Source organism: Aeromonas sp. R6-2, from assembly GCF_040908155.1.
GTDB classification, from domain to species: domain Bacteria; phylum Pseudomonadota; class Gammaproteobacteria; order Enterobacterales; family Aeromonadaceae; genus Aeromonas; species Aeromonas schubertii.
Window position 1 is genome coordinate 1 of the sequence record NZ_JBFODE010000059.1, and the last position, 20,020, is coordinate 20,020.

General features: G+C 61.7%; 22 protein-coding genes. 14 read left to right on the top strand and 8 right to left on the bottom strand.

Annotation, left to right across the window (positions count from 1 at the left end; genetic code table 11):
• Positions 1-129 precede the first annotated feature (129 nt).
• Complete coding sequence (locus AB5Y48_RS15605) at positions 130-1,581, bottom strand: aminoacyl-histidine dipeptidase (RefSeq protein ID WP_050666665.1); 1,452 nt, start codon at positions 1,579-1,581, stop codon at positions 130-132.
• Between the two features lie 671 nt (positions 1,582-2,252).
• Between AB5Y48_RS15605 and gpt the strand changes: the two genes are divergently transcribed.
• The 6 genes from gpt (at position 2,253) to AB5Y48_RS15635 (ending at position 7,797) form a co-directional block, all read left to right on the top strand.
• Positions 2,253-2,720 (top strand): xanthine phosphoribosyltransferase, encoded by a 468-nt coding sequence (gpt, locus tag AB5Y48_RS15610; protein ID WP_050666743.1) that lies wholly within the window; start codon positions 2,253-2,255, stop codon positions 2,718-2,720.
• A gap of 126 nt (positions 2,721-2,846) precedes the next feature.
• Positions 2,847-4,115 carry an esterase FrsA gene (gene frsA / locus AB5Y48_RS15615; protein WP_060587211.1) on the top strand — a complete coding sequence of 423 codons (1,269 nt, stop codon included), beginning with the start codon at positions 2,847-2,849 and terminating at the stop codon, positions 4,113-4,115.
• A 69-nt stretch (positions 4,116-4,184) separates the two neighbouring features.
• Complete coding sequence (crl, locus tag AB5Y48_RS15620) at positions 4,185-4,577, top strand: sigma factor-binding protein Crl (protein ID WP_050666667.1); 393 nt, start codon at positions 4,185-4,187, stop codon at positions 4,575-4,577.
• A 79-nt stretch (positions 4,578-4,656) separates the two neighbouring features.
• Complete coding sequence (proB, locus tag AB5Y48_RS15625) at positions 4,657-5,760, top strand: glutamate 5-kinase (RefSeq protein WP_050666668.1); 1,104 nt, start codon at positions 4,657-4,659, stop codon at positions 5,758-5,760.
• A 32-nt stretch (positions 5,761-5,792) separates the two neighbouring features.
• Positions 5,793-7,064, top strand: a complete 1,272-nt coding sequence (locus AB5Y48_RS15630; protein ID WP_368165048.1) for a glutamate-5-semialdehyde dehydrogenase — start codon at positions 5,793-5,795, stop codon at positions 7,062-7,064.
• A 109-nt stretch (positions 7,065-7,173) separates the two neighbouring features.
• Positions 7,174-7,797: a murein L,D-transpeptidase catalytic domain family protein gene (locus AB5Y48_RS15635; protein WP_136614129.1), complete on the top strand. Its 624-nt coding sequence runs from the start codon at positions 7,174-7,176 to the stop codon at positions 7,795-7,797.
• 53 nt (positions 7,798-7,850) lie between these two features.
• Here AB5Y48_RS15635 and ushA read toward each other — a convergent pair whose 3' ends face one another.
• Positions 7,851-9,554 carry a bifunctional UDP-sugar hydrolase/5'-nucleotidase UshA gene (ushA, locus tag AB5Y48_RS15640; RefSeq protein ID WP_368165049.1) on the bottom strand — a complete coding sequence of 568 codons (1,704 nt, stop codon included), beginning with the start codon at positions 9,552-9,554 and terminating at the stop codon, positions 7,851-7,853.
• A gap of 262 nt (positions 9,555-9,816) precedes the next feature.
• On the opposite strand from ushA, the gene AB5Y48_RS15645 reads away from it, so the two are divergent.
• From AB5Y48_RS15645 to AB5Y48_RS15655, 3 genes are all read left to right on the top strand, one after another.
• Positions 9,817-10,149 carry a DUF2956 domain-containing protein gene (locus AB5Y48_RS15645; protein WP_368165050.1) on the top strand — a complete coding sequence of 111 codons (333 nt, stop codon included), beginning with the start codon at positions 9,817-9,819 and terminating at the stop codon, positions 10,147-10,149.
• A gap of 102 nt (positions 10,150-10,251) precedes the next feature.
• On the top strand, positions 10,252-10,587 hold the full coding sequence (locus AB5Y48_RS15650; RefSeq protein WP_368165052.1) for a hypothetical protein: 336 nt from the start codon (positions 10,252-10,254) through the stop codon (positions 10,585-10,587).
• Positions 10,588-10,657: 70 nt separating this feature from the next.
• The gene (locus AB5Y48_RS15655) at positions 10,658-11,533 is read left to right on the top strand and encodes a tetratricopeptide repeat protein (RefSeq protein ID WP_050666673.1); all 876 of its coding nucleotides are present in this window, start codon (positions 10,658-10,660) and stop codon (positions 11,531-11,533) included.
• Positions 11,534-11,537: 4 nt separating this feature from the next.
• On the opposite strand, the gene AB5Y48_RS15660 is transcribed toward AB5Y48_RS15655, so the two are convergent.
• The 3 genes from AB5Y48_RS15660 to AB5Y48_RS15670 form a co-directional block, all read right to left on the bottom strand.
• A complete protein-coding gene (locus AB5Y48_RS15660) occupies positions 11,538-12,935 on the bottom strand; it encodes a sigma-54-dependent transcriptional regulator (protein WP_368165053.1) in 1,398 nt (465 codons plus the stop codon).
• Between the two features lie 137 nt (positions 12,936-13,072).
• Positions 13,073-13,510 carry a universal stress protein gene (locus AB5Y48_RS15665; protein WP_136614125.1) on the bottom strand — a complete coding sequence of 146 codons (438 nt, stop codon included), beginning with the start codon at positions 13,508-13,510 and terminating at the stop codon, positions 13,073-13,075.
• A gap of 133 nt (positions 13,511-13,643) precedes the next feature.
• Positions 13,644-14,135: an RNA methyltransferase gene (locus AB5Y48_RS15670; protein ID WP_136614124.1), complete on the bottom strand. Its 492-nt coding sequence runs from the start codon at positions 14,133-14,135 to the stop codon at positions 13,644-13,646.
• 160 nt (positions 14,136-14,295) lie between these two features.
• On the opposite strand from AB5Y48_RS15670, the gene AB5Y48_RS15675 reads away from it, so the two are divergent.
• Positions 14,296-15,387, top strand: a complete 1,092-nt coding sequence (locus AB5Y48_RS15675; RefSeq protein WP_224162877.1) for a PfkB family carbohydrate kinase — start codon at positions 14,296-14,298, stop codon at positions 15,385-15,387.
• The gene (locus tag AB5Y48_RS15680) at positions 15,381-16,289 is read left to right on the top strand and encodes a pseudouridine-5'-phosphate glycosidase (protein ID WP_368165056.1); all 909 of its coding nucleotides are present in this window, start codon (positions 15,381-15,383) and stop codon (positions 16,287-16,289) included. Before AB5Y48_RS15675 ends, AB5Y48_RS15680 begins: the two co-directional genes overlap by 7 nt.
• A gap of 38 nt (positions 16,290-16,327) precedes the next feature.
• Here AB5Y48_RS15680 and AB5Y48_RS15685 read toward each other — a convergent pair whose 3' ends face one another.
• Genes AB5Y48_RS15685 through AB5Y48_RS15695 form a run of 3 tightly spaced genes read right to left on the bottom strand, consistent with a single transcriptional unit; the run spans position 16,328 to position 18,037 of the window.
• Entirely contained in the window at positions 16,328-16,525 is a 198-nt protein-coding gene (locus AB5Y48_RS15685) for a hypothetical protein (RefSeq protein WP_368165057.1), read from the bottom strand.
• Positions 16,526-16,567: 42 nt separating this feature from the next.
• The gene (locus AB5Y48_RS15690; RefSeq protein ID WP_060587202.1) at positions 16,568-17,629 is read right to left on the bottom strand and encodes a class I SAM-dependent methyltransferase; all 1,062 of its coding nucleotides are present in this window, start codon (positions 17,627-17,629) and stop codon (positions 16,568-16,570) included.
• 12 nt (positions 17,630-17,641) lie between these two features.
• Positions 17,642-18,037, bottom strand: coding sequence for a hypothetical protein (locus AB5Y48_RS15695; RefSeq protein ID WP_136614122.1), 396 nt, complete (start codon positions 18,035-18,037; stop codon positions 17,642-17,644).
• 314 nt (positions 18,038-18,351) lie between these two features.
• Here AB5Y48_RS15695 and AB5Y48_RS15700 point away from each other — a divergent pair, with 314 nt between their 5' ends.
• Genes AB5Y48_RS15700 through AB5Y48_RS15710 form a run of 3 tightly spaced genes read left to right on the top strand, consistent with a single transcriptional unit; the run spans position 18,352 to position 20,019 of the window.
• Entirely contained in the window at positions 18,352-19,005 is a 654-nt protein-coding gene (locus tag AB5Y48_RS15700) for a beta-ketoacyl synthase chain length factor (protein ID WP_136614121.1), read from the top strand.
• Positions 18,990-19,778 (top strand): lysophospholipid acyltransferase family protein, encoded by a 789-nt coding sequence (locus AB5Y48_RS15705; RefSeq protein ID WP_368165058.1) that lies wholly within the window; start codon positions 18,990-18,992, stop codon positions 19,776-19,778. The genes AB5Y48_RS15700 and AB5Y48_RS15705 overlap by 16 nt, the downstream gene beginning before the upstream one ends.
• Positions 19,759-20,019 carry a phosphopantetheine-binding protein gene (locus AB5Y48_RS15710; RefSeq protein WP_050666745.1) on the top strand — a complete coding sequence of 87 codons (261 nt, stop codon included), beginning with the start codon at positions 19,759-19,761 and terminating at the stop codon, positions 20,017-20,019. The genes AB5Y48_RS15705 and AB5Y48_RS15710 overlap by 20 nt, the downstream gene beginning before the upstream one ends.
• Position 20,020 lies beyond the last annotated feature (1 nt).

Below are 20,020 nucleotides of genomic sequence, written 5' to 3' on the forward strand. Positions count from 1 at the left end.
TTCGATGCGCATAAAAAATCCGAAACCAATCAATAGGTTTCGGATTTTCACATATCAGAAGGATCGGTCAATGGATCCTTAACTGATCGGCATTAGGGCGTTCGCCCGGTTTTTTGTTTCGCTCATCCCTTACTTGGCGGGGATCTGCTCCAGCACACGGCTCAGCAACTGCCAGAAGCGCTCCACCGCGACGATATGTACACGCTCGTCCGGGGAGTGGGCGCCGCGGATGGTCGGGCCGAAGGAGACCATGTCCCACTCGGGGTAGGCGCTCTTGAACAGACCGCACTCGAGACCGGCGTGGATCACCATGATGTTGGGGCGGCTGCCAAACAGCTCCTGATAGGCGCCGCGGACCAGCTCCATGACCGGAGAGTTGACGTTCGGGGCCCAGCCCGGATAGGCACCGGTGAACTCGCAGCTGGCGCCGGCCAGGGCGAACAGGGAGCGGGTCATCTGCTCGATCTGGTCGCGACCCGAGTCGATGAGGGAGCGGATCAGGCACTGGATGTAAACCTCACCGTCCAGGGTCTTGATGACGCCCAGGTTGGTGGAGGTCTCGACCACACCGGCCATGCTGTCGCTCATGCGCATCACGCCGTTGGGACAGGCCATCAGGGCGTCCAGCAGGCGATCGCGCAGGGCGGTGCTCATCACTTTGGCAGGCGCCGTGGTCTGGGTCAGCAACAGGGTGAGGTTGGGCTCGGTGGCCGCCAGCTCGCTTTGGTAGATGCCGGTGAAGCGATCGACCAGAGCCTTGAAGGCGTTGACGCTTGCGCCCGGCACAATCAGGGTGGCGCGGGCCTCACGGGGGATGGCGTTGCGCAGGGTGCCGCCGTGGATCTCGGCGAGCTCCACATTCAGATCCTGAGCGGCCTTGAGCAGGCGCACCAGCAGCTTGTTGGCATTGCCGCGGCCGCGATGGATGTCACCCCCCGAGTGGCCGCCGACCAGACCCTTCACCTGCAGCTCGAATGCCTCGCCCGCGGGGGCTGCGATCAGCTCGAGGGGGAAGCGAATGTTGGCGTCGACGCCACCGGCGCAGCCCATATAGACCTCACCGTCCTCTTCGGAATCGGTGTTGATGAGGATCTCCCCCTCCAGCCAGCCGGCCTCGAGGCCGAAGGCGCCGGTCATGCCGGTCTCTTCATCGGAAGTGAGCAGCACCTCCAGCGGGCCGTGCTTGAGGCTCTTGTCGGCCAGCACCGCCAGGCAGGCGGCCATACCGATGCCATTGTCGGCTCCCAGGGTGGTGCCGCGGGCGGTGACCCACTCACCATCCACATAGGCATCGATAGGGTCTTTGGTGAAGTCGTGCGGTGTGTCGGCATTGGCCTGGGGCACCATATCCAGGTGTGCCTGCAGCACCACCGGCTTGCGGTTCTCCATGCCCGGGGTGGCGGGCTTCTTGATGAAGAGGTTACCGACCTTGTCCTGCTTCACCGCCAGCCCTTCGGCATTGGCCCACTCGGTGATCCAGCTGGCGAGGGCCTGCTCGTGCTTGGAGGGGTGGGGGATGGAGCAGATTTTCTCGAAGAAATGCCACACCAGGGTGGGGGAGAGGGAACTCAGTTGTGCCACGTCATGACTCCTTACACGGCAGGAAAGAGGGGTGGCAAGGATAATACAGTCAACGGCGCAAAAAGGTGAGCCAACTGTTCAAATGGAAAGTAAAGGAGTGTAAAGCCGGGGAGTCCGGGGTGATAAATCCCTTTTTTGTGATGCGCCTCACAAAAGTGTTGTGCAAAAAAGAGACCCGGTGTAGAGTACAAACCGTGATGAAGATCACGCTTCATGGACCGGACAATACGCCTCCAGGGAACAGAAGCAAAGCAAGTGCGCCTCCACGGAACCGAGTATCAGCTTATGGAAAAGCCCGCATCTAAGGTACGTTACTTGTTACGCATTAAGGAGTCTTGATATGGTCGGCAGCAACGCCTCTTACTGGTTTGCCAGCGCTCTCTACACCCAGAGCTTCCAGTATCCCAATCCCTTCCGCCGTTAATCCGGTGGAAAGCAAGACAGCAGGCCAGATGCCTGCTGTTTTTGTTTCTGCATTTCATACTGTGCGCCGGGACACAGAGTATGGTGAAAGTCGCTGGAAAAACGATTGTCACCTCACTATAATCCGCCGCAACTTTTATCCCCTGTCGTTGGATCATAGTGCCTGCCTGCTCGCCAGTGCCGGCCCTTTGTCGCATCTGCAGGAATCCATTTTTGCGCGTCAGCGCTCTGCCGCTCCCGAGGTCGTCATGCCGAAGAAGTTTTATGTGTCATGGGATAACCTGCAGCGTGAGGCTCGCCGCCTTGCCCGTCGTCAACTGCCCGTCAGCCAGTGGAAAGGGATCATCGCCGTCAGCCGTGGCGGTCTGGTGCCGGCGGCCCTGATGGCCCGTGAACTCGGTATTCGCAATGTGGAGACCCTGTGCATCTCCAGCTACGACCACGACAACCAGCGCGAGCTGGTCGTGGTCAAGCCGGCGACCACGGCCGGTGATGGCGAGGGGTGGCTGGTGGTCGATGATCTGGTCGATACCGGTGGTACCGCCAAGGCGATTCGTGAGCTGTATCCCCGCGCCAAGTTCATCACCATCTTCGCCAAGCCTCAGGGTGAGCCCCTGGTTGACGACTTCGAAGTCTCCATCCCCCAGGACACCTGGATAGAACAACCCTGGGACATGGCGCTGGAGTTTATGACGCCGATCTGTGACGAGGAGTAACTCTCCCGCCGTGACAAGGGGCCCTGATGGGCCCTTTTTGCTGGGCGCCGTAGCCCTTGGGGGTGATTTTCGCCCTGTCATCGGCTTAATATGGGAGTCATGTTTCCTACTCCTTGAGAGGCCCTTGTGGAACCGAATGATGAGCTCACCCTGACCGAGCGACTGTTTAGCCAGGTCAGGCGGGTTCGGGAAACCTCCCAGATATCCAATAGTTCCCCTGCCGAGCCGGAAGCAGTTCCGGGTGAGCGTCCCTTTATCGATGGCTCCTTCTCGACCCGCTGGTATCGCCTGCTGCGCCGCCCCGCCTGGGCCTGGCAGGGAGCCGATCCGGTCGAGGTCGAAGAGGTATTGTCCCGGATTGCGGCCGCCGATGGGGAACGCACCCATGAGCACTTTCTCGATACCATCAAGGGCTATGTTCCCGGTAACTGGATCTATGAGTGGAGCCAGTTGGCCGGCGACTATTACAAGCGTGGCCGGACGGCTCTGGCCGGTGACGAGCGCGACAGTGCCCGAGCCTTGTTGCTGCGGGCTGCCCGCTACTACTCCATTGCCAGCTATCCCCATCTCAAGGAGGACGAGTTGGCCGATCAGGCCCAGTTGCTTGGCAACATGGCCTATCGGGAGGCGGGCAAGCTCTTTACTGTCCCCCTCAAGGAGCTGCAGATCCCGTTCCGCGGCAAGAGCATCCAGGGATATTTGCACCTGCCCACTACCGAGCGCCCTGTGCCCCTGGTGATGGTGAGCGGCGGGATCGACTCGCTGCAGATCGACTTTGTGCAGCTCTATCTCAAGTATCTGGAGCCGGCCGGCATCGGCATGTTGTCGCTGGATATGCCGGGGATCGGTTATGCGGAGCATTGGCCCCTGGTGCAGGACACCAGCCGGCTACATCAGGCGGTGCTGCAGCACCTGTGCGAGGTGCCCTGGGTCGATCATCAGCGTATCGCCATGGTGGGATTTCGTCTGGCGGGTAACGTGGCGGCACGGCTCGCCTTCATCGAGCCTTTCAAGTTGCGTACCGTGGTCTGTCTCGGGGCGGGGGTGAACCAGGTCTTCACCCAGCCCGAACTCTTTGCCCGCTGTCCGCGCATGATGCGAGACAGTCTGGCCAATCGCCTCGGGGCCGATGCGGCCGACTGGGATCTGCTGCAGACCAAGAGCCAGGTGTTTTCGCTCAAGACCCAGGGACTGCTCAGCACCCGCACTTCCGTGCCGATATTGAGTATCGGACACAAGCAAGATTTCATCTGTCCCGAAGCGGATGTCAGGGCCCTGGCCAACGCCAGTCGCAACGGCAAGGCGATCGTCTACGATCGCGAGGCGCTCTGGGATGTGTACGATAAGGGATTGATTGAAACCGTAAATTGGTTGAAGCTGCATCTGGTGGGGTGACAAGCCCCAGGTTGTAATGAGCCCGTGACCCCCAGGGGTCTCCTCTCACTTATTGACAAGGTGGTTGATATGTCTGAAGGCGTCTCTTACAAGCGCTTGCTACGCAAGTTTCTGGCCATTGGCCCCTATCTGCGCGAGGAGCAGTGCAGGGAAGGGTGTTATCGATTCGACTGTCTCTCGGTCTGCGTCAGTGCCAAGCCAGCCCCCGACCGACGGGAGTTCTGGGGGTGGTGGTTGACGCTGGAGCAGGAGGAGCGTGCCTTCACCTATCACTACCAGTTCGGTTTTTACGATGTGGAAGGGGTTTGGCAGGAGAAGGCCTTGCCCAAGAAGCATCAGGACGAGGTCGAGCGCACCCTGAACCAGTTTTACGAGCGCCTGTCGGCCCTGCTGGGGGACCTGGAGTGCCAGTTGATTCCGGCAGAGCATCTGGCGCAGGAGCGGGTGATCACGGCCGCCTGACGGGGGGCTTAATTCGCCTTGCAGGCCAGCAGGGGCGTGGGTATAAAGGGAATCCCCTAGCCCTTTTTCTGTTGGTTCCATGGAAAACAAAACCATAGTCGTCAAGTTGGGCACCAGCGTGCTCACGGGTGGTTCTTCCCGTCTCAACCGCGCCCATATGGTGGAACTCGTGCGCCAGTGTGCAGCCCTGCACCGGGATGGCCATCAGGTGGTGGTCGTCACCTCCGGCGCCATCGCCGCCGGACGCGAGCACCTTGGGCACCCCTCCATCGCCCCCACGCTGGCCAACAAGCAGATGCTGGCCGCAGTAGGACAGACCCAGATCATCCAGGTGTGGCAGGATCTCTTCAATCTCTATGGCCTGCATATCGGTCAGATGCTGTTGACCCGCGCCGATCTCGAGGATCGCGAACGCTATCTCAATGCCCGTGACACCCTGCGTGCCCTGCTCGATCACCGCATCATTCCGGTCATCAACGAGAATGACGCCGTCGCCACCGCCGAGATCAAGGTGGGGGACAACGATAACCTCTCGGCGCGCGCCGCCATCCTGGCCGATGCCGATCTCTTGATCCTGCTGACTGATCAGAAGGGGCTCTTCACCGCCGATCCGCGTACCAATCCCGATGCCCAGCTGATCGAAGAGGTGCAGACCATAGACGATACCCTGCGCAAGCTGGCCGGGGGCAGCGTCAGCGGCCTTGGCACCGGTGGCATGGCCACCAAGTTGCAGGCGGCCGATGTGGCGCGCCGCGCCGGTATCGATGTGGTGATCGCCACCGGTCAGGTGCCGGAAGTGGTCGGGCGCCTGGCCAAGGGGGAGCGTATCGGCACCCGTTTCCCGGCGATCGCCACTCCGCTCGAGGGGCGCAAGAGCTGGATCCTCGCCGGCCCCCCTCCTCACGGCGAGGTACATGTGGACGCCGGCGCCGTGCTGGCGGTGCGTGAGAAGGGATCCAGCCTGTTGCCCAAAGGCATAGTGCGGGTTTTGGGGGACTTCGTCCGTGGCGACGTGGTTCGTATTCTGAGCCCGGAAGGGGGCGAATTGGCCCGGGGCATCTGCCGCTACGATCACGAGGAGTTGGGTCGCCTGTGCGGGGTGCACTCGGATCAGATCGAGGCGGTGCTGGGGTATGGCTATGGCGCGGTCGCCATTCATCGGGACGACATGGTGCTGCTCTGAATTGCGGCACTCACAGTGAATAAGGAAGGTACATGAGCCAGGAAACTCTCTCTCCCCTGACCGCCATGGGGCAGGCGGCCCGCGAGGCCGCCTATCAGCTGGCCGTCACTCCGACGGCGGCCAAAAACCGGGCCTTGGCGGCCATCGCCGATGAGCTGGAGGCGCACAGCGCCGAGATCCTTGCGGCCAACGCCCAGGATATCGAGGCCGCCCGTGCCGGTGGCATGGGGGAGGCGATGCTCGATCGCCTGCTGCTAAACGAGTCGCGCCTGGCTGGCATCATCGGTGATGTACGCAAGGTGATCACTCTGGACGACCCGGTGGGCAGCGAGCTCGACTGCCGGATGCTGGAAAACGGCATGCGCCTGTCACGCCGTCGGGTGCCTATCGGTGTCATCGGGGTCATCTACGAGGCGCGCCCCAACGTCACCATCGACATCGCCAGCCTCTGCCTCAAGACCGGCAACGCCAGCATACTGCGTGGGGGCCGCGAGACCTTTCACTCCAACCAGGCCCTGGTGCGCGTCATTCAGCAGGCACTTGAGAAGAGCGGGCTGCCGGCCGCTGCGGTGCAATACATCGACAACCCGGATCGCGCCCTGGTGGGCGAGCTGCTGCGCCTGGACCGCTATGTGGACATGATCATTCCCCGCGGTGGTGCCGGCTTGCACAAGATGTGCAAGGAGCAGAGCACGATCCCCGTCATCATCGGTGGCTTCGGCATCAGCCATCTCTTCGTCGATGCGAGTGCCGATCTCCGCCGCTCTCTCGATGTGATCGACAACGCCAAGGTGCAGCGTCCCTCCGCCTGCAATGCCCTCGATACCCTGCTGGTCCATGAGGCCATCGCCGCCACCTTCCTGCCGGCACTGGCCGAGCGAATGAACCAGCGCCAGGTGACCCTGGTGGCCGATCCGAGTGCCAAGGGACTGCTGGCGAGCGCCACCGGGCTGCGTGATGCCGGGCCTGAGGATTTCGACACCGAGTGGCTGTCGCTCACCCTGGGGGTCAAGCTGGTGAAGGGGGTCGACGAGGCGCTGGCCCATATGCGCGAGCACAATGCCGGCCACTCCGATGCCATCCTCACCAACGATCTCGCCAACGCCGAGCGTTTCGTCAACGGTGCCGGCTCGGCGGCCGTCTATGTGAATGCCTCGACCCGCTTCACCGATGGCGGCCAGTTTGGCCTCGGCGCCGAGGTGGCGGTATCGACCCAGATGTTGCATGCCCGTGGCCCCATGGGGCTGACCGAACTGACCAGCTACAAGTGGGTGGGGCAGGCCGACTATCTGAGCCGCTCCTGAGGCGACACGTTAGAGGCACAATGCCGGCATCATGCCGGCATTTTTCTTGCTGTGTCCTCACGGAGGCTCTATAACTCTTGGAGTTGGCAGGCGATGACAGGGAGATGTCATGAGGAAGTGTCTATGGAGTATGGCCCTGCTCGGGCTCTGGGTGGGGTGGTCGTCGCCTGCGGTGGCTATCAATGAGAGTGCCCTCTACTATGGATCGGGTCTCTCTCGCCTCATCTCCCCCCAGGTCTTCGAGGGGGCACTGCAGGGATATCGCCAGGTGCCCGGCAAGCGCAAGGCCCTGCTCACCATCATCGACTACAGCAAGCCTTCGAGCGAGCGGCGTCTCTTCATTCTGGACATGCTCAAGGGACGCCTGCTGGCGGCTACCTGGGTGAGCCATGGTCGCAACTCCGGGGATGAGCAGGCCTATGCCTTCTCGGATCGCCCCGAGTCGCGCCAGAGCTCCCTCGGTGTCTATCGCACCGCCGAGACCTACCTGGGTAAATATGGTTACTCCCTTCGCCTCGATGGCCTCACGCCGGGCAAGAACCTCAACGCCCGCAAGCGTGCCATCGTGCTGCATGGCGCCCCCTATGCCAGCCCGGCCCATCTCAAACGCTTCGGCAAGCTAGGGCGCAGTTGGGGGTGCCCGGCGGTCCCTCTGGAGCAGGCCCCGCGTATCATCCGTCTTATCGAAGGGGGCAGCGTCATCTACGCCTACGGTTCCAACCGGCAGGTGTAAGCATAAAAAAACCGGAACCCTTGGGTTCCGGTTTTTCTTTACCACGAAGTGGATTACTTACAGCCGTTGGCGTCGGCGCTGTTGATAAAGGTTACTTCACCGGCAGGCTGATAGTCGGCCACATTGATGGTCTGCTTGGCCTCCAGGTACTCCTTGAGGACACCTGCATCAACCAGACCGGCGTTGATGGTGTTGATCACCGGGTAACCGTCACCGCCGGCGGCGCTGAAGCTCGGGATGGCGAAGCTGTAGGTGGCATTGGCATCGAACGGCTTGCCGGCGATGGAGGTGATGGCCACGCTCTTGGCGCTGCAGTTGACCTCCATATTGATGCCGCCAAACTGGGGATAGCCGCCGGTGGTGATCGTCTTGGTGGCAACCTGACCCAGATAGGAGACCAGCTCGCTGCCCTTCATGGTGGCCTTGTTGACGGTGTTACCGAAGGGGTGCACGGTCAGCACATCGCGATAGGTGATGTCGCCGGTCTGGATGGAGGCACGCACGCCGCCCGAGTTGACGATACCGAAGTCGGCATTGAGGCGGGCCGTGGTTGCGGTGGTGATGAGGCGGCCCAGGTTGGTCTGCTTGCTACGGACATTGCTGCGCTCGCCGTCGAGCAGGCCATCGGTGGAGGCGATCCGGACGTTGAGCTCAGCCTCCCCCTTCTCCTGATAGACTTGCAGAGTGGATAGCAGGGTCGGATCCTTGATGATCTCGTCTTGAACGAACTTGGCGTTGCCGCTGCCATCCTTGAGCACGTTGTTCTTGGCATCACGTTGTACCAGATTGACCGGGATCAGCTCATAGCTGGTCAGGGTCAGCTTGCCATTCTGGTAGTCGAACTGGGCGCGGCCCACATACTTGCCCCACTCGTGGGCCTGCATGATCCAGGTGCCATTCTGCTGATCCGGCATGCAGTCATCACCGGGCTTGAAGGTCGCGTACTTGTTCGGCGTTCCCGGCTCCATGCAGACCGGATTCTGGGAGTGACCACCGATGATGGCATCGAGTTGACCGGCCGGCAGGGCACGGGCCATCTCAACATCGCCGGGAGCATTGCTGCCGTGTTGACCATCCGCATAGTGGCCCATGTGGGTGATGGCAAAGACCAGGCTGGCCTCTTTGTTGCTGCGGATCTGCTCGATGGTCTTGGCCGCTTCCTTGGTGGGATCGCGGAACTCGAGGGTCTTGACGTTGTTCGGGTCGACCAGCTGGGCGGTGTCTTCGGTGGTCAGGCCCACGACGGCGACCTTCATGCCGTTATCGAACTTGAAGACCTTATAGGGGTCGAAGTAGTGTTTGCCGCTCGCCTTGTCATAGATGTTGGCGGAGAGCATGGGGAACTGGGCCCACTTGCGCTGCTTCTCCAGCACCTCAAGCGGGTTGTCAAATTCGTGGTTACCCACGGCCATGGCATCGTAGCGGATGCTGTTCATGGCGACGAAATCGGGCTCGGCATCCTGCATGTCGGACTCGGGTACGCCAGTGTTGACGTCACCTCCGGAGAGTACCAGCACCTCGCTACCCGCCGCCTTGGCCTCGGCCCGCAGGCGCTCGACCAGGGTCTTCTGGGCGGCCATGCCGTACTCACCATCCTTGTTGTGCCAGAAGCGGCCGTGGGTGTCGTTGGTGTGCAGCACGGTCAGCTTGCAGACGTTCTCGGTACAGGGGGCAACGCTCTCGTTGCTGGAGCTGTTACAACCACTCAGGGCAGCCAGCACAGCCAGCGCCACACTTCCTTTCAGCAGATTATTCATTTCCATAGCACCTTTTTCGTTATCGTGGGCCATCCATATTCGGCCGTGCGGCACTATAACAAACATAAGATGACGTTTTTTCATCACCGAGTCAGAAAGTGCTGTAATTGTGATCGTGGGCTCACCCTCCACCTTATTGATTTAAATGATATTTAATGAAAACGTTTTCTATTTCTCCGAGGAGGAACGCTTTGATGGCCCGTCTCTGGTATTTCCGGGCTTTTTTTAGCAAAATCCGGCCTCTTTCCTGGTGGAGTCTATGATGGCCAAATATCAGAAAACCTCTCCCGAAACCCGGGCCGAGGCGCAGCGGCTGGCCCGCGCCAACCAGAAGCCCGGTCAAACCAAGGAGCAGACCCAACTGATCGCTCAGGGTATTCAGAAGGGGATTGAGGAGTACAAGAAGCAGCAGAAGGCCAAGGCTCGCGACCTCTCCCGCTACAAGAAGCTGCAGGCGAAGGCGAAGAGCCAAAATGAGATGGCCGAGATGAGCGAGGAGGTGGAGATCCTGATCGAGCGTCGCCATCATCCACTGCCCTGGCTGTTGCTGTTGGCAAGCTGGGGCGCGTTTGGACTCTGGCTGCTGCTACGCTAATCGTTTGCCACGGGAGCGGGCTCACACCTGGCTTGCGTGGTGCTGGCATCAAGGCTATCCGGCTGGTTAAATCGCCTCCCTGCCTAGACTGGAGTCATCCCAATGAGCACCTCATCCCTTTTCCTGTTGGCCCCGCTGGCGCTGTTTCTGGTGGCCATGCTGTTGTGGCGTATCTCTCCGCTGCGTGCCATGGCCGCCGGCAGTGCCCGTTGGCTGGTCTTTCCTGCCTTTACCCTCTTTATGCTGCTGATCGTGGCCAACAATGGTATCGATCCCGCTTTGCGCAGCCCCGGCGTCAACTGGCTGATGCCGGGGTTGGGGTTTGCCCTCTCTATTTTTCCGGCACTGCCCAAGGCGCTGGTGCCCCGTCTGGCTCTGCGTGAGGGGGTCTTCTCCGCCCTCGGGCTGATGCTGATGAGCCTGGGATTGCTGCTCTAATTCTTGCCAGCACCCGGTCGCGGGGGCATCTTGGAAGGGCAGGATGGAGCCTGCCAACCCGGAGTCCCCGATGAACGGAATACCCGACTTTATGGCCTGCTGGGACTACACCCAGCCTGCCGCCACCGCCGAGCGTTTCCTCGCCCTGTTGCCACAACTGACCGAGAGTGGCGATCTCCAGGCTCTGCTCGAGCTCAAGACCCAGCTCGCCCGTACCCACTCCCTGCGCAGCCAGTTCGATGAGGCCCATACCCTGCTCGACGAGGTGGAGCAGGGGCTCACCGATGCCACGCCCCGCGCCCGATTGCGCTGTCTGCTCGAGCGGGGCCGCAGCTTTAACTCCGCCGGTCGGCGCAGCGAGGCATTGCCCTGTTTCGAGAAGGCCTGGCAGCTGGCTCTCAAGCACCATGAAGACGCATTGGCGGTGGATGCCGCCCACATGATGGCCATTGCGCTGCCCAGTGCCGAGCAGATCCGCTGGCACCAACAGGCGATCACCCTGGCCGAACGCAGCAAGGAAGAGGGGGCCCAGCGTTGGTTGCCGAGCCTGTGGAACAACCTCTCCTGGACGCTGTTTGATCAGGGGCGCCTCGATGAGGCCATGACCCTGCAGCACAAGTGTCTGGACTGGCACGAGGCGCACGAGCGTGTGAAACAGGCCTTTATCGCCCGCTGGAGCATAGGGCGGATCCTGCGCGAGCAGGGCAAGAGCGACGAGGCCTGGGTCAGCCAACTGGCGTTGCAGGAGGCGATGGATGAGGCCGGGCAGGCACCCGATGGTTATCTGTTCGAGGAGCTCGGGGAGCTGGCGCTGCTGCGCCAGGATCCTGAGGTCAATAGCGAGGAGTTTTTTGCCAGGGCCTGGTTTCTCCTGTCGCAGGAGGAGTGGCTGGTGCGTGAGGCTCCGGAGCGCCTGGCCAGGCTCAAGCGCCTCGCCAAGCTCTGAGGCATCAGACGATGCCCGCATCCTCCCAGGCCTGCTTCTTGCGATAGATGGTCGACGGGCTGATCTCGAGCAGGGCGGCCGCCTTGGGGATATTGCCGTCACACTGCCTGATGGCGTGTTCGATGGCCTCTTTCTCCACGATCCAGAGTGGGCGTACCGGCTGGGGCTGTGCCTCGGCGGTGACCGCGATGGGGTTGTCGGCAGGAGGCATCTGGATCGCCCCCCGGTTGCTCAAGGGAGGCGGCAGCATGGTCACCTCGACGCGCTCTCCGTCGTTGAGTACCACGGTATTGCGAATCACGTTTTGTAGCTCACGCACGTTGCCGGGCCAGGGGTAGTCGAGCAGCAGCCGCACCGCCTCGGGAGAGAAGTCGGTGAAGCGGCGTCCCTCTTCACGGGCATAGCGCGAGAGCAGCTCCCGGGCCAGCAGCAATATGTCCTCACCCCGTTCGCGCAAGGGCGGCAGGGTCAGGGGGATGACGTGCAGCCGGTAATAGAGATCCTCGCGAAAGCGGCCCGCCTTCACCTCGGCCAGGGGATCCCGGTTGGTGGCGCAGACGAAACGCACATCTACCGACTCCATCTTGCCGCTGCCCACCTTCTGGAAGCTGCCTGTTTGAATAAAGCGCAGCAACTTGCTCTGCAAGTCGAGATCCATCTCGCAGATCTCGTCGAGAAACAGGGTGCCCCCGTCGGCCAGGCTGGCGGCGCCCTTGCGATCCCCGACGGCGCCGGTGAAGGAACCCTTCACATGGCCGAAGATCTCGCTCTCCATCAGGTCGTGGGGAATGGCGGCGCAGTTGAGGGCCACGAAGGGGTGCTCCCGACGGGGGCTGCTCTTGTGGATCGCCTCGGCACAGACCTCCTTGCCCGTACCGCTTTCGCCCGTGATAAACACGGTTGCCTTGCTCGGTGCCGCACTCTCTATGATGCGATAGACAGCCTGCATGGGCATGGAGGCGCCGATAAAGCCGGCGAAGGAGTTACGCTCGAAATTCTCCTTGTAGTGGGCAACCAGAGAACTCAGTTGCTGATGCTGCAGGGCGTTGCGGGCGGTGGCGCACAGACGCTTGCTGTCAAACGGTTTGGTCAGGAAGTCGAAGGCGCCGCAGCGCATCGCCTCCACGGCGATGTCGGCCGAGCCATGGGCGGTGATCACCACCACGGCACAGGGGAGCTGCTGTTCGGTGACCTGACGCAAGATGGTCATGCCGTCCATGTCCGGCAACTCGAGATCGAGCAGGATGAGGTGCACATTCTGGCTCTGCAGGATCTCGAGGGCCTGCTGGCCGCAATCGGCCATCACGACCTCATACCCCTCCTGGCGCAAGTACTGTTGATAGACAACGGCCAGGCTCAGGGTATCTTCCACCAACAGGATTCGAGAGGTTGACTGTGACACGGCAAGCATCCTTGATGATTGATTGTTAAGCACAATTTAGCCACGGACGGGTCTTGGGCTCAATCCAATTTAGGGTAATGCCTGTGCAAAATGCAAATGGAGGGGAAGCGGGCCGGCAGTGACCGGCCCGTACCGCATCACTCTTCCTGCTGGCGCACGATGAGCACGGGGCAGGGGGCGTGGCGCACCACGGCCTCGGCGACGCTGCCGACCAGCAGGTGGGCGAGGCCGGTGCGGCCATGGCTGCCCATGATCAGCAGGTCACACTTCTCCTTGTCGGCCAGGGCCACGATCTCGTCCGGCGCGCGTCCGAAACAGACCTCGAAGGTGGCCGGAACCGGCAGCTCGTCGAGCAGGGCGGTGAGATGTGCCTGGGCCTGCTGCTCGAGCTGGAAGGTGATCTCGGCGGCCGTCATGTGGAGGATCTTGTAGCTGTCAAAGCCCTGTAGCTGATCGACCACGTGCACCAGCTTGAGGCTGGCGTTGTGGCTCTTGGCCATGAACACCGCATAGTCGAGCACCGGCTTGGACATGGGAGAGAAATCGACGGGACACATGATGCTCTTGATGGACATGGAGAGACTCCTCTGAGTAGGGCCACGCGGGGCCGGAACGAGCGGCGGGAAGACCCCGCCCTCGTCCCTATCTTACGGAGTAGGGGGGGAAAGAACACCGCCGCGGCACGGGAACATGAGCCAGATCCGGTTTTTAACTGGTTTCAATGGGGGCCTGATTGTCCTGTCGCAAGGTCCCTCGGCAGGAGGCCTTGTGGGTCTTGGCCAGCCGGTCGTAGAGGATGACATTGACCGAGGCGGCCAGGTTCATGCAGCCCCGGGTCGGCACATAGATGACATCGCGGCACCACTGTGTGATGTCACTTCCCAGGGTGCCGTCCTCGGGCCCGAAAATATAGAAGGCATTCTCCGGGTGCCGGTAGTCGGGCAGGGGGGTGGCCCCTTCGATAAGATCCACCGCCACCGGCACGGCTCCGTCGGGCAGGGCGGCGATCAGTGACTCGACCCCGACCAGAGGGATCTGCTGCACCATCTGTTTGGTGTCGGTGACGAAACGCTGGGCCAGCTCGAAGCGGACCCCGCTGTAGAAGACGGCGTCGGCGCCGTAGCAGCCGGCGGCACGCAGCACGGCGCCCACGTTCTCCGGCGATTTGGGATTGACCAGCCCCAGGGTGACCTGACTCATGACGGCTCCTCGTGATAACGGGGCGCGATTATAGGCGCATGTGGCCAGCCGTGCACCTGGTGTCGATTTTGTGCGCTTCCCGACACTTTTTTGTACTGATCGTTGCACCTTCCCGGGAATGGCAAATAATGGACAAACGTTTGCAATTGGATGTTTGTCTATGACTGAGCGTGAACAAGAGGTGCTGCACCTGCTGCGCGAGGACCCCATGATCTCCCAGCAGGATCTGGCGGACCGGCTCGGCATTAGCCGTTCGGCCCTGGCCAGCCACATCTCGAGCCTGATGCGTCAGGGTTACGTGATGGGGCGTGGCTACGTGCTGAGGGAGGGACCCTATGCGGTGGTGATTGGCGGGGCCAACATGGATATCTGCGGCAAGGCGCTCGGCGCGCTGACGCTCGGGGATTCGACCCCGGGGAGGGTGCACACGGCGGCTGGCGGCGTGGCGCGCAACATCGCCGAAAATCTGGCCAGGCTTGGCAGTGACACCCGCCTCATCACGGCGGTGGGCAACGACGCTCACGGTCACCGCCTCATGGAGGTGAGCCAGCTGGCGGGCGTCAACATGCGCCACACCCTGGTGCTCGACGGCCACGCCACCTCCTGTTACCTCAGCCTGCATGACGGCAGCGGCGAGATGAGCTGCGCCATCAACGACATGGGGATCCTGGACGAGCTCACTCCCCAGCGCCTTGCCCTGCAAGATGGCCTGCTCTCGGGAGCCCGCGCCCTGGTGCTCGACACCAACCTCTCGAGCCAGACCCTGGCCTGGCTGTTCGATCGCTATGGTCACCTGCCCCTGTTTGTCGACACCGTCTCGGTGGCCAAGGTGGAGAAGATCCGTCCCTGGCTGCCGGCCATCCACACCCTGAAACCGAACCGGCTGGAGGCCGAGCGCCTCTGTGGCATGACCATCGCCGGGCCCGAGAGCTGGCCCATGGTGGCCGCCTGGTTCCACCGCGCCGGGGTGCAGCGCCTGTTCCTGAGTCTGGGGGAGCAGGGGATCTATTACAGCGACGGGGAGCAGCAGGCCCACCTGCCGGTGCTGCCCGTGCCCGTGGTCAACGTGACCGGCGGCGGGGATGCCTTCATGGGTGCCCTGGTTCACGCCTGGTTGCAGGAGACCCCCCTCGATGAGAGCGCCCGCTTCGCCCTGGCCTGCTCGGCCCTGGCGGTGGGCTGCGAAGACACCGTTTTTACCGGCCTCTCCCGGGCCGCCGCACTGAGAATCCTGGAGGAATACCCATGCTGAGCACCTATCTCGATATCCTGCCGGAAATTGCCGACGCCCTGGCCACCGGCAAACCGGTCGTGGCTCTCGAGTCCACCATCATCTCCCATGGAATGCCCTACCCGCAGAACGTGGAGACCGCTCGCCGGGTCGAGCAGGTCGTTCGCGACAACGGTGCCGTGCCGGCTACTATCGCCATCATGGACGGGCGTCTCAAGGTGGGACTGGATGCCGCCGCCCTGGAGGCCCTGGGCAAGGGGGGCCATGCCGTCACCAAGTGCAGCCGTCGTGACATCCCCTTCGTGCTGGCCGCCAAGCAGATGGGGGCGACCACGGTCGCCTCGACCATGATAGTCGCCGCCATGGCCGGGATCCGGGTGTTTGCTACCGGTGGTATCGGCGGGGTGCACCGTGGTGCGCCCGAAACCTTCGACATCTCGGCGGATCTGCAGGAGCTGGCCCACACCGGGGTGGCGGTGGTGTGCGCCGGGGCCAAGTCGATCCTCGACATCGGGTTGACGCTCGAATATCTGGAGACCCAGGGGGTGCCGGTGATCGGCTACCAGAGCGAGGAATTGCCCGCCTTCTACACCCGCGAGAGCGGCTTCAAGGTGGACTACCGGCTCGATACTCCGGCGGCGATCGCCGAGGCGCTGCGTCTGAAATGGGCGCTGGGGCTGGAGGGGGGCGCCGTGGTGGCCAACCCGATCCCGGCCGAATACGCCATGCCCAGGGCCGACATCGATAGGGCCATCCAGCAGGCTCTGCGCGAGGCCGACGAGCAAGGGGTCAAGGGCAAGGCATCGACCCCCTTCCTGCTGGCCCGCGTCTGCGAGCTGACCGGCGGCAACTCCCTGGCCGCCAACATCCAGCTGGTGCTCAGCAACGCCGCGCTGGGGGCGCGTATCGCCGCCGCCCTGTAGTGACCCATAAGAAGAGGGCCGGTTGGCCCTCTTTTGTGTCACTTGTTCTTTATCTCGTTGCCGATGCCATTGACGGTGTCTCGCGTACTATGGCCAATCTCCCGGGTCACATCGCGGGTGGTGTGACCTATCTCCCGGGTGACGTCGCGAGTGGTGTGGCCTATGGTACGACCCACCCCCTTGAGCTCGGCGCAGCCCGCCAATAGCACGACGGTGATCAGCAGCAGATGTTTCATCGTGGCTCCATGCAGTCAGTCAGCCCTTACTGTTTACCCGCTTCACAGGGGGGTCGCAACCAGCAGGGTGTGACCCGGTCCCGGGATATCGTGATCCTCCTCCACATGAAATTCCGCTTCACGCAGGCACTGGTACAACTCCTTGGAGTGGTAGAAGCGGCTGTTGCCATTGGCCAGACAGGTGAAGTAGAGGGAGGTGGCATTGAGGCTGAAGGTGGCCGCCTCGAACGGTTGCCTGTCCCAAAACAGCTCCAGAATGCACAGGCGTGCCCCCGGCTTCATGCTGCGACGAATGCGCCGCAGCAGCCCCACGATCTCGTCGTGACCGAAGCAGTCGAGAAACTGGCTCATCCACCAGATATCCGCCTCACCGGGGAGCTCGCGCTCCTCGAGCAGGTTGATAGGATAACCGCGAACCCTCTGTGCCAGGCCGGCCTCGCGGATCTGCTCCTCGGCCATGGCGATCTGCTCGGGCAGATCGAGAATGGTGACTTCCAGCTCCGGGCTGCGCCGGGCACAGGAGATAGACCATTTGCCGGTATTGCCGCCGAGATCGTAGAGGTGGCGAGGTTCGTAGCCGAAGACCAGGTCTTGTACCTGCTTGAACGCCCAGTCCGAATAGAAGTGATCGAAGCGAAACCAGCTGCTTCGTGCCGGCTCGGGGAGATCCTTGAGATGGGGGTAGAGGCTCTGCCAGTCACCAAACTCCTTGAGGCCGGAGGGCTCTCCCCGCTCGATCGCCTGTTGCAGATGAGCGAGGGGTTTGTAGCAGACGTGCTGGACAAAATCCATGTTGACCCGGGTCATGGGGTCATTGAGCAGGTAGTGTCCCACCTTGCCCAGACGATAGTGCTCCCCGGTCAGGTAACAGATTCCGCCCCCCAGCCCCATGTCCAGCAACACGCTCACCGCATACTCGCTCAGGCCGGTTTCAGTGGCCAGCATGGCCACCGTGGCCCCCTCGGATGAGGAGGCCATGGCTGCCAGTATGCCGGTTTCACGCAGGCTCCAGGCCGCCTGAAACAGCATGGGAGAAAAGGCGATCCGTTGAGCCTGACTAATCGCATCCAGCGCATTGTACTTATCGGACGGATAGTGATTCAAAAGACACCGACCTTACTTGTAGCTACTGGCGCGGTTGAGTTCGATCTGAATCGCCTGATTCAGTCCGTTGATCCAGCGGTTATAATTGCGATGGATTTTTCCACTACCGGTATCATCTAAATTGACGCTGCTCACATAATTAATGGAGTAGCTCTGGGTATTGTACGGAATGTTAATTGTGGCCTGATGCTTGCGGACCTGAATATGACCACTAATTACCCCGGGGCTATCCTCGCGCATGACCCAACGCTTGCTGACACCGGCATTAATAATGGCTTGAGAAACAACCTGTTCGCTAAGGCCGGTGGGCACGGGGCTGCTGGCTACGTTCATGACGGGTTGGGTGGTCGAGCAGCCGGCGGCCAGGGTTAATGTGAGCGCGGCAAAAATAAGTTTTAATTGTTTCATTTTTTTACCTTTGTAAAAGTGATGACACCTGAAAAAAGCCGCCTAAATAAGACAATAAAATCTCGGTGCTTTCAATATGCGAGCCCATTTGTATTGTGTTTCTATCACCTCTATTGGTCTGCTCACACTTTGCCTCTGTTCATGAAGAAAAATGGTGGTAATATGCAGCTCCTATTTTGAATCCTTAACCGGGGCTGAACCGGCTTTCTGTGGAGCCGATCACAACACCCCGCCACCTGTTATCGCATCAAGGTTGTTTTGTGCACAGTAAGCCCACTTTTTCCATCGTTGAGAGCCGAGCTTTGGCGCCGGGCATGTCGACTCGGGAGGAGTGGCTTGCATGGGGTCAGGATGGCCGTTGGCCCCTTGCTGCTTCGGCTGCGACGCCCCACATTCCCATGATGATGGCCCGGCGTATGAGCCTGGGGGGACGCCTGGCGGTCGAGGTCGCCCTTGAGCTGCTCGCCCGTCACCCGGTGGATGGCGCCGTATTTGCCAGCCGCCACGGTGAGCTGGAGCGCTCCCTGAGCCTGCTCGGTGCCCTGGCCGAGCGGCGCAGCCTCTCGCCTACCGACTTCTCTCAATCGGTGCATAACACCGCAGCAGGATTGACCTCTATTCAGGGCAAATACCCCGTCCCCATGAGTTCGGTGGCCGCCGGCAGCGGCAGTTTTGCCGCAGCCCTGCAGGAGGCGATGGGCATGCTGGCCGACGGCATGGACCGGGTGCTGGTGATCAGCTTCGAGGGCAAGATCCCCGCCTTCAGTCAGCCCTGGCTGGTCGATGAGGCGCCTCCCCATGCGGTGGGCCTGGTATTGGCCAGGGGGGAGCAGTGGCAGGGGGTCGCGACGACCTCTGGCGCAACCGGTTCGGGAGATGCCCTCGCCTGCTGGCGGGCACAACTGCTCGAGGCCCCCTGTTTTTCTACCTTTGACGGACGTCGGGAGTGGCGATGGCAGCGAAACTGAATCGGCTCTGGCGCTTGTTTGCCACCATGCTGGGGTTTGCCCTGTTTGGCCTGGGCTGCCTGCTGCTGACCCTGTTCTGGTTTCCTCTGGTATGGCTCTGTGTGCGGGGAGCGATGCAGCGCCGCCTGGCCCAGAGCTCCATCCGTCTGACCTTTCGTCTGTTTATCAATATTCTCAGGGGGCTGGGGGTCATGGACTACCGTTTTGACGGGCTTACTCCCGGCCTGAGCGGCGTGTTGGTGATCGCCAATCACCCCAGTCTGCTCGACTACGTCTTGCTGGCGGCCCATCTGCCCGAATGCGACTGCATCGTCAAAGAGGCGCTCTGGCATCATCCCTTTGTCGCCGCTATTGTGCGGGCAGCCGGTTACATTCCCAACGTGGCGGCCGAGACCCTGTTGCCCCGGTGCAGCGAGCGTCTGCAACGGGGTGGCGTGCTGCTGATCTTCCCGGAGGGGACTCGCACCACGCCGGGCCAGCCGCTGCAACTGCAGCGGGGGGCGGCCCACCTCGCCGTGCGCTGCAATGCCAGGTTGCAACCGGTGCGCATTCACTGCTCGGCCCCCTTTCTGACCAAGCAGCACCCCTGGTTTCGGGTACCCGAGCACAAGCCGCTCTTTACGATCGCATTCATGCCCCAGTGTCAGGCGCTGGAGCTGGTGTCACAAGAGGCGCCCCCTTCGCTGGCGGCGCGTCACCTGACCCACTATTTCAAACGGGTATTGAGCCCGACCCCACCCTTATGGACTCAAGATGCAAGACACCTTAACTGAAGACATCAAACAACTGATCATCGACAGCCTCAACCTGGAGGGCATGACGCCGGACGATATCGATGCCGATGCCCCGCTCTTTAACGATGGTCTGGGGCTCGACTCCATCGATGCCCTGGAGCTGGGGCTGGCGATCAAGGGACGTTACGGCATCGTGCTCTCCGCCGATGACGAAAACACCCGTCGCCACTTTGCCAGCGTCACAGCACTGGCGGCCCTTGTCGCCGCACAGCGAGGATAAC

What these genes read in the sequence shown, in the direction of transcription:
- AB5Y48_RS15650 (WP_368165052.1), top strand. Translation starts at nt 10,252, where the DNA reads ATGAGCACCTCATCCCTTTTCCTGTTGGCCCCGCTGGCGCTGTTTCTG.
- AB5Y48_RS15705 (WP_368165058.1), top strand. Translation starts at nt 18,990, where the DNA reads ATGGCAGCGAAACTGAATCGGCTCTGGCGCTTGTTTGCCACCATGCTG.
- AB5Y48_RS15680 (WP_368165056.1), top strand. Translation starts at nt 15,381, where the DNA reads ATGCTGAGCACCTATCTCGATATCCTGCCGGAAATTGCCGACGCCCTG.
- gpt (WP_050666743.1), top strand. Translation starts at nt 2,253, where the DNA reads ATGCCGAAGAAGTTTTATGTGTCATGGGATAACCTGCAGCGTGAGGCT.
- AB5Y48_RS15675 (WP_224162877.1), top strand. Translation starts at nt 14,296, where the DNA reads ATGACTGAGCGTGAACAAGAGGTGCTGCACCTGCTGCGCGAGGACCCC.
- AB5Y48_RS15685 (WP_368165057.1), bottom strand. Translation starts at nt 16,525, where the DNA reads ATGAAACATCTGCTGCTGATCACCGTCGTGCTATTGGCGGGCTGCGCC.
- AB5Y48_RS15695 (WP_136614122.1), bottom strand. Translation starts at nt 18,037, where the DNA reads ATGAAACAATTAAAACTTATTTTTGCCGCGCTCACATTAACCCTGGCC.
- AB5Y48_RS15670 (WP_136614124.1), bottom strand. Translation starts at nt 14,135, where the DNA reads ATGAGTCAGGTCACCCTGGGGCTGGTCAATCCCAAATCGCCGGAGAAC.
- proB (WP_050666668.1), top strand. Translation starts at nt 4,657, where the DNA reads ATGGAAAACAAAACCATAGTCGTCAAGTTGGGCACCAGCGTGCTCACG.
- AB5Y48_RS15710 (WP_050666745.1), top strand. Translation starts at nt 19,759, where the DNA reads ATGCAAGACACCTTAACTGAAGACATCAAACAACTGATCATCGACAGC.
- AB5Y48_RS15635 (WP_136614129.1), top strand. Translation starts at nt 7,174, where the DNA reads ATGAGGAAGTGTCTATGGAGTATGGCCCTGCTCGGGCTCTGGGTGGGG.
- ushA (WP_368165049.1), bottom strand. Translation starts at nt 9,554, where the DNA reads ATGAATAATCTGCTGAAAGGAAGTGTGGCGCTGGCTGTGCTGGCTGCC.
- crl (WP_050666667.1), top strand. Translation starts at nt 4,185, where the DNA reads ATGTCTGAAGGCGTCTCTTACAAGCGCTTGCTACGCAAGTTTCTGGCC.
- AB5Y48_RS15630 (WP_368165048.1), top strand. Translation starts at nt 5,793, where the DNA reads ATGAGCCAGGAAACTCTCTCTCCCCTGACCGCCATGGGGCAGGCGGCC.
- AB5Y48_RS15645 (WP_368165050.1), top strand. Translation starts at nt 9,817, where the DNA reads ATGGCCAAATATCAGAAAACCTCTCCCGAAACCCGGGCCGAGGCGCAG.
- AB5Y48_RS15655 (WP_050666673.1), top strand. Translation starts at nt 10,658, where the DNA reads ATGAACGGAATACCCGACTTTATGGCCTGCTGGGACTACACCCAGCCT.
- AB5Y48_RS15700 (WP_136614121.1), top strand. Translation starts at nt 18,352, where the DNA reads ATGTCGACTCGGGAGGAGTGGCTTGCATGGGGTCAGGATGGCCGTTGG.
- AB5Y48_RS15665 (WP_136614125.1), bottom strand. Translation starts at nt 13,510, where the DNA reads ATGTCCATCAAGAGCATCATGTGTCCCGTCGATTTCTCTCCCATGTCC.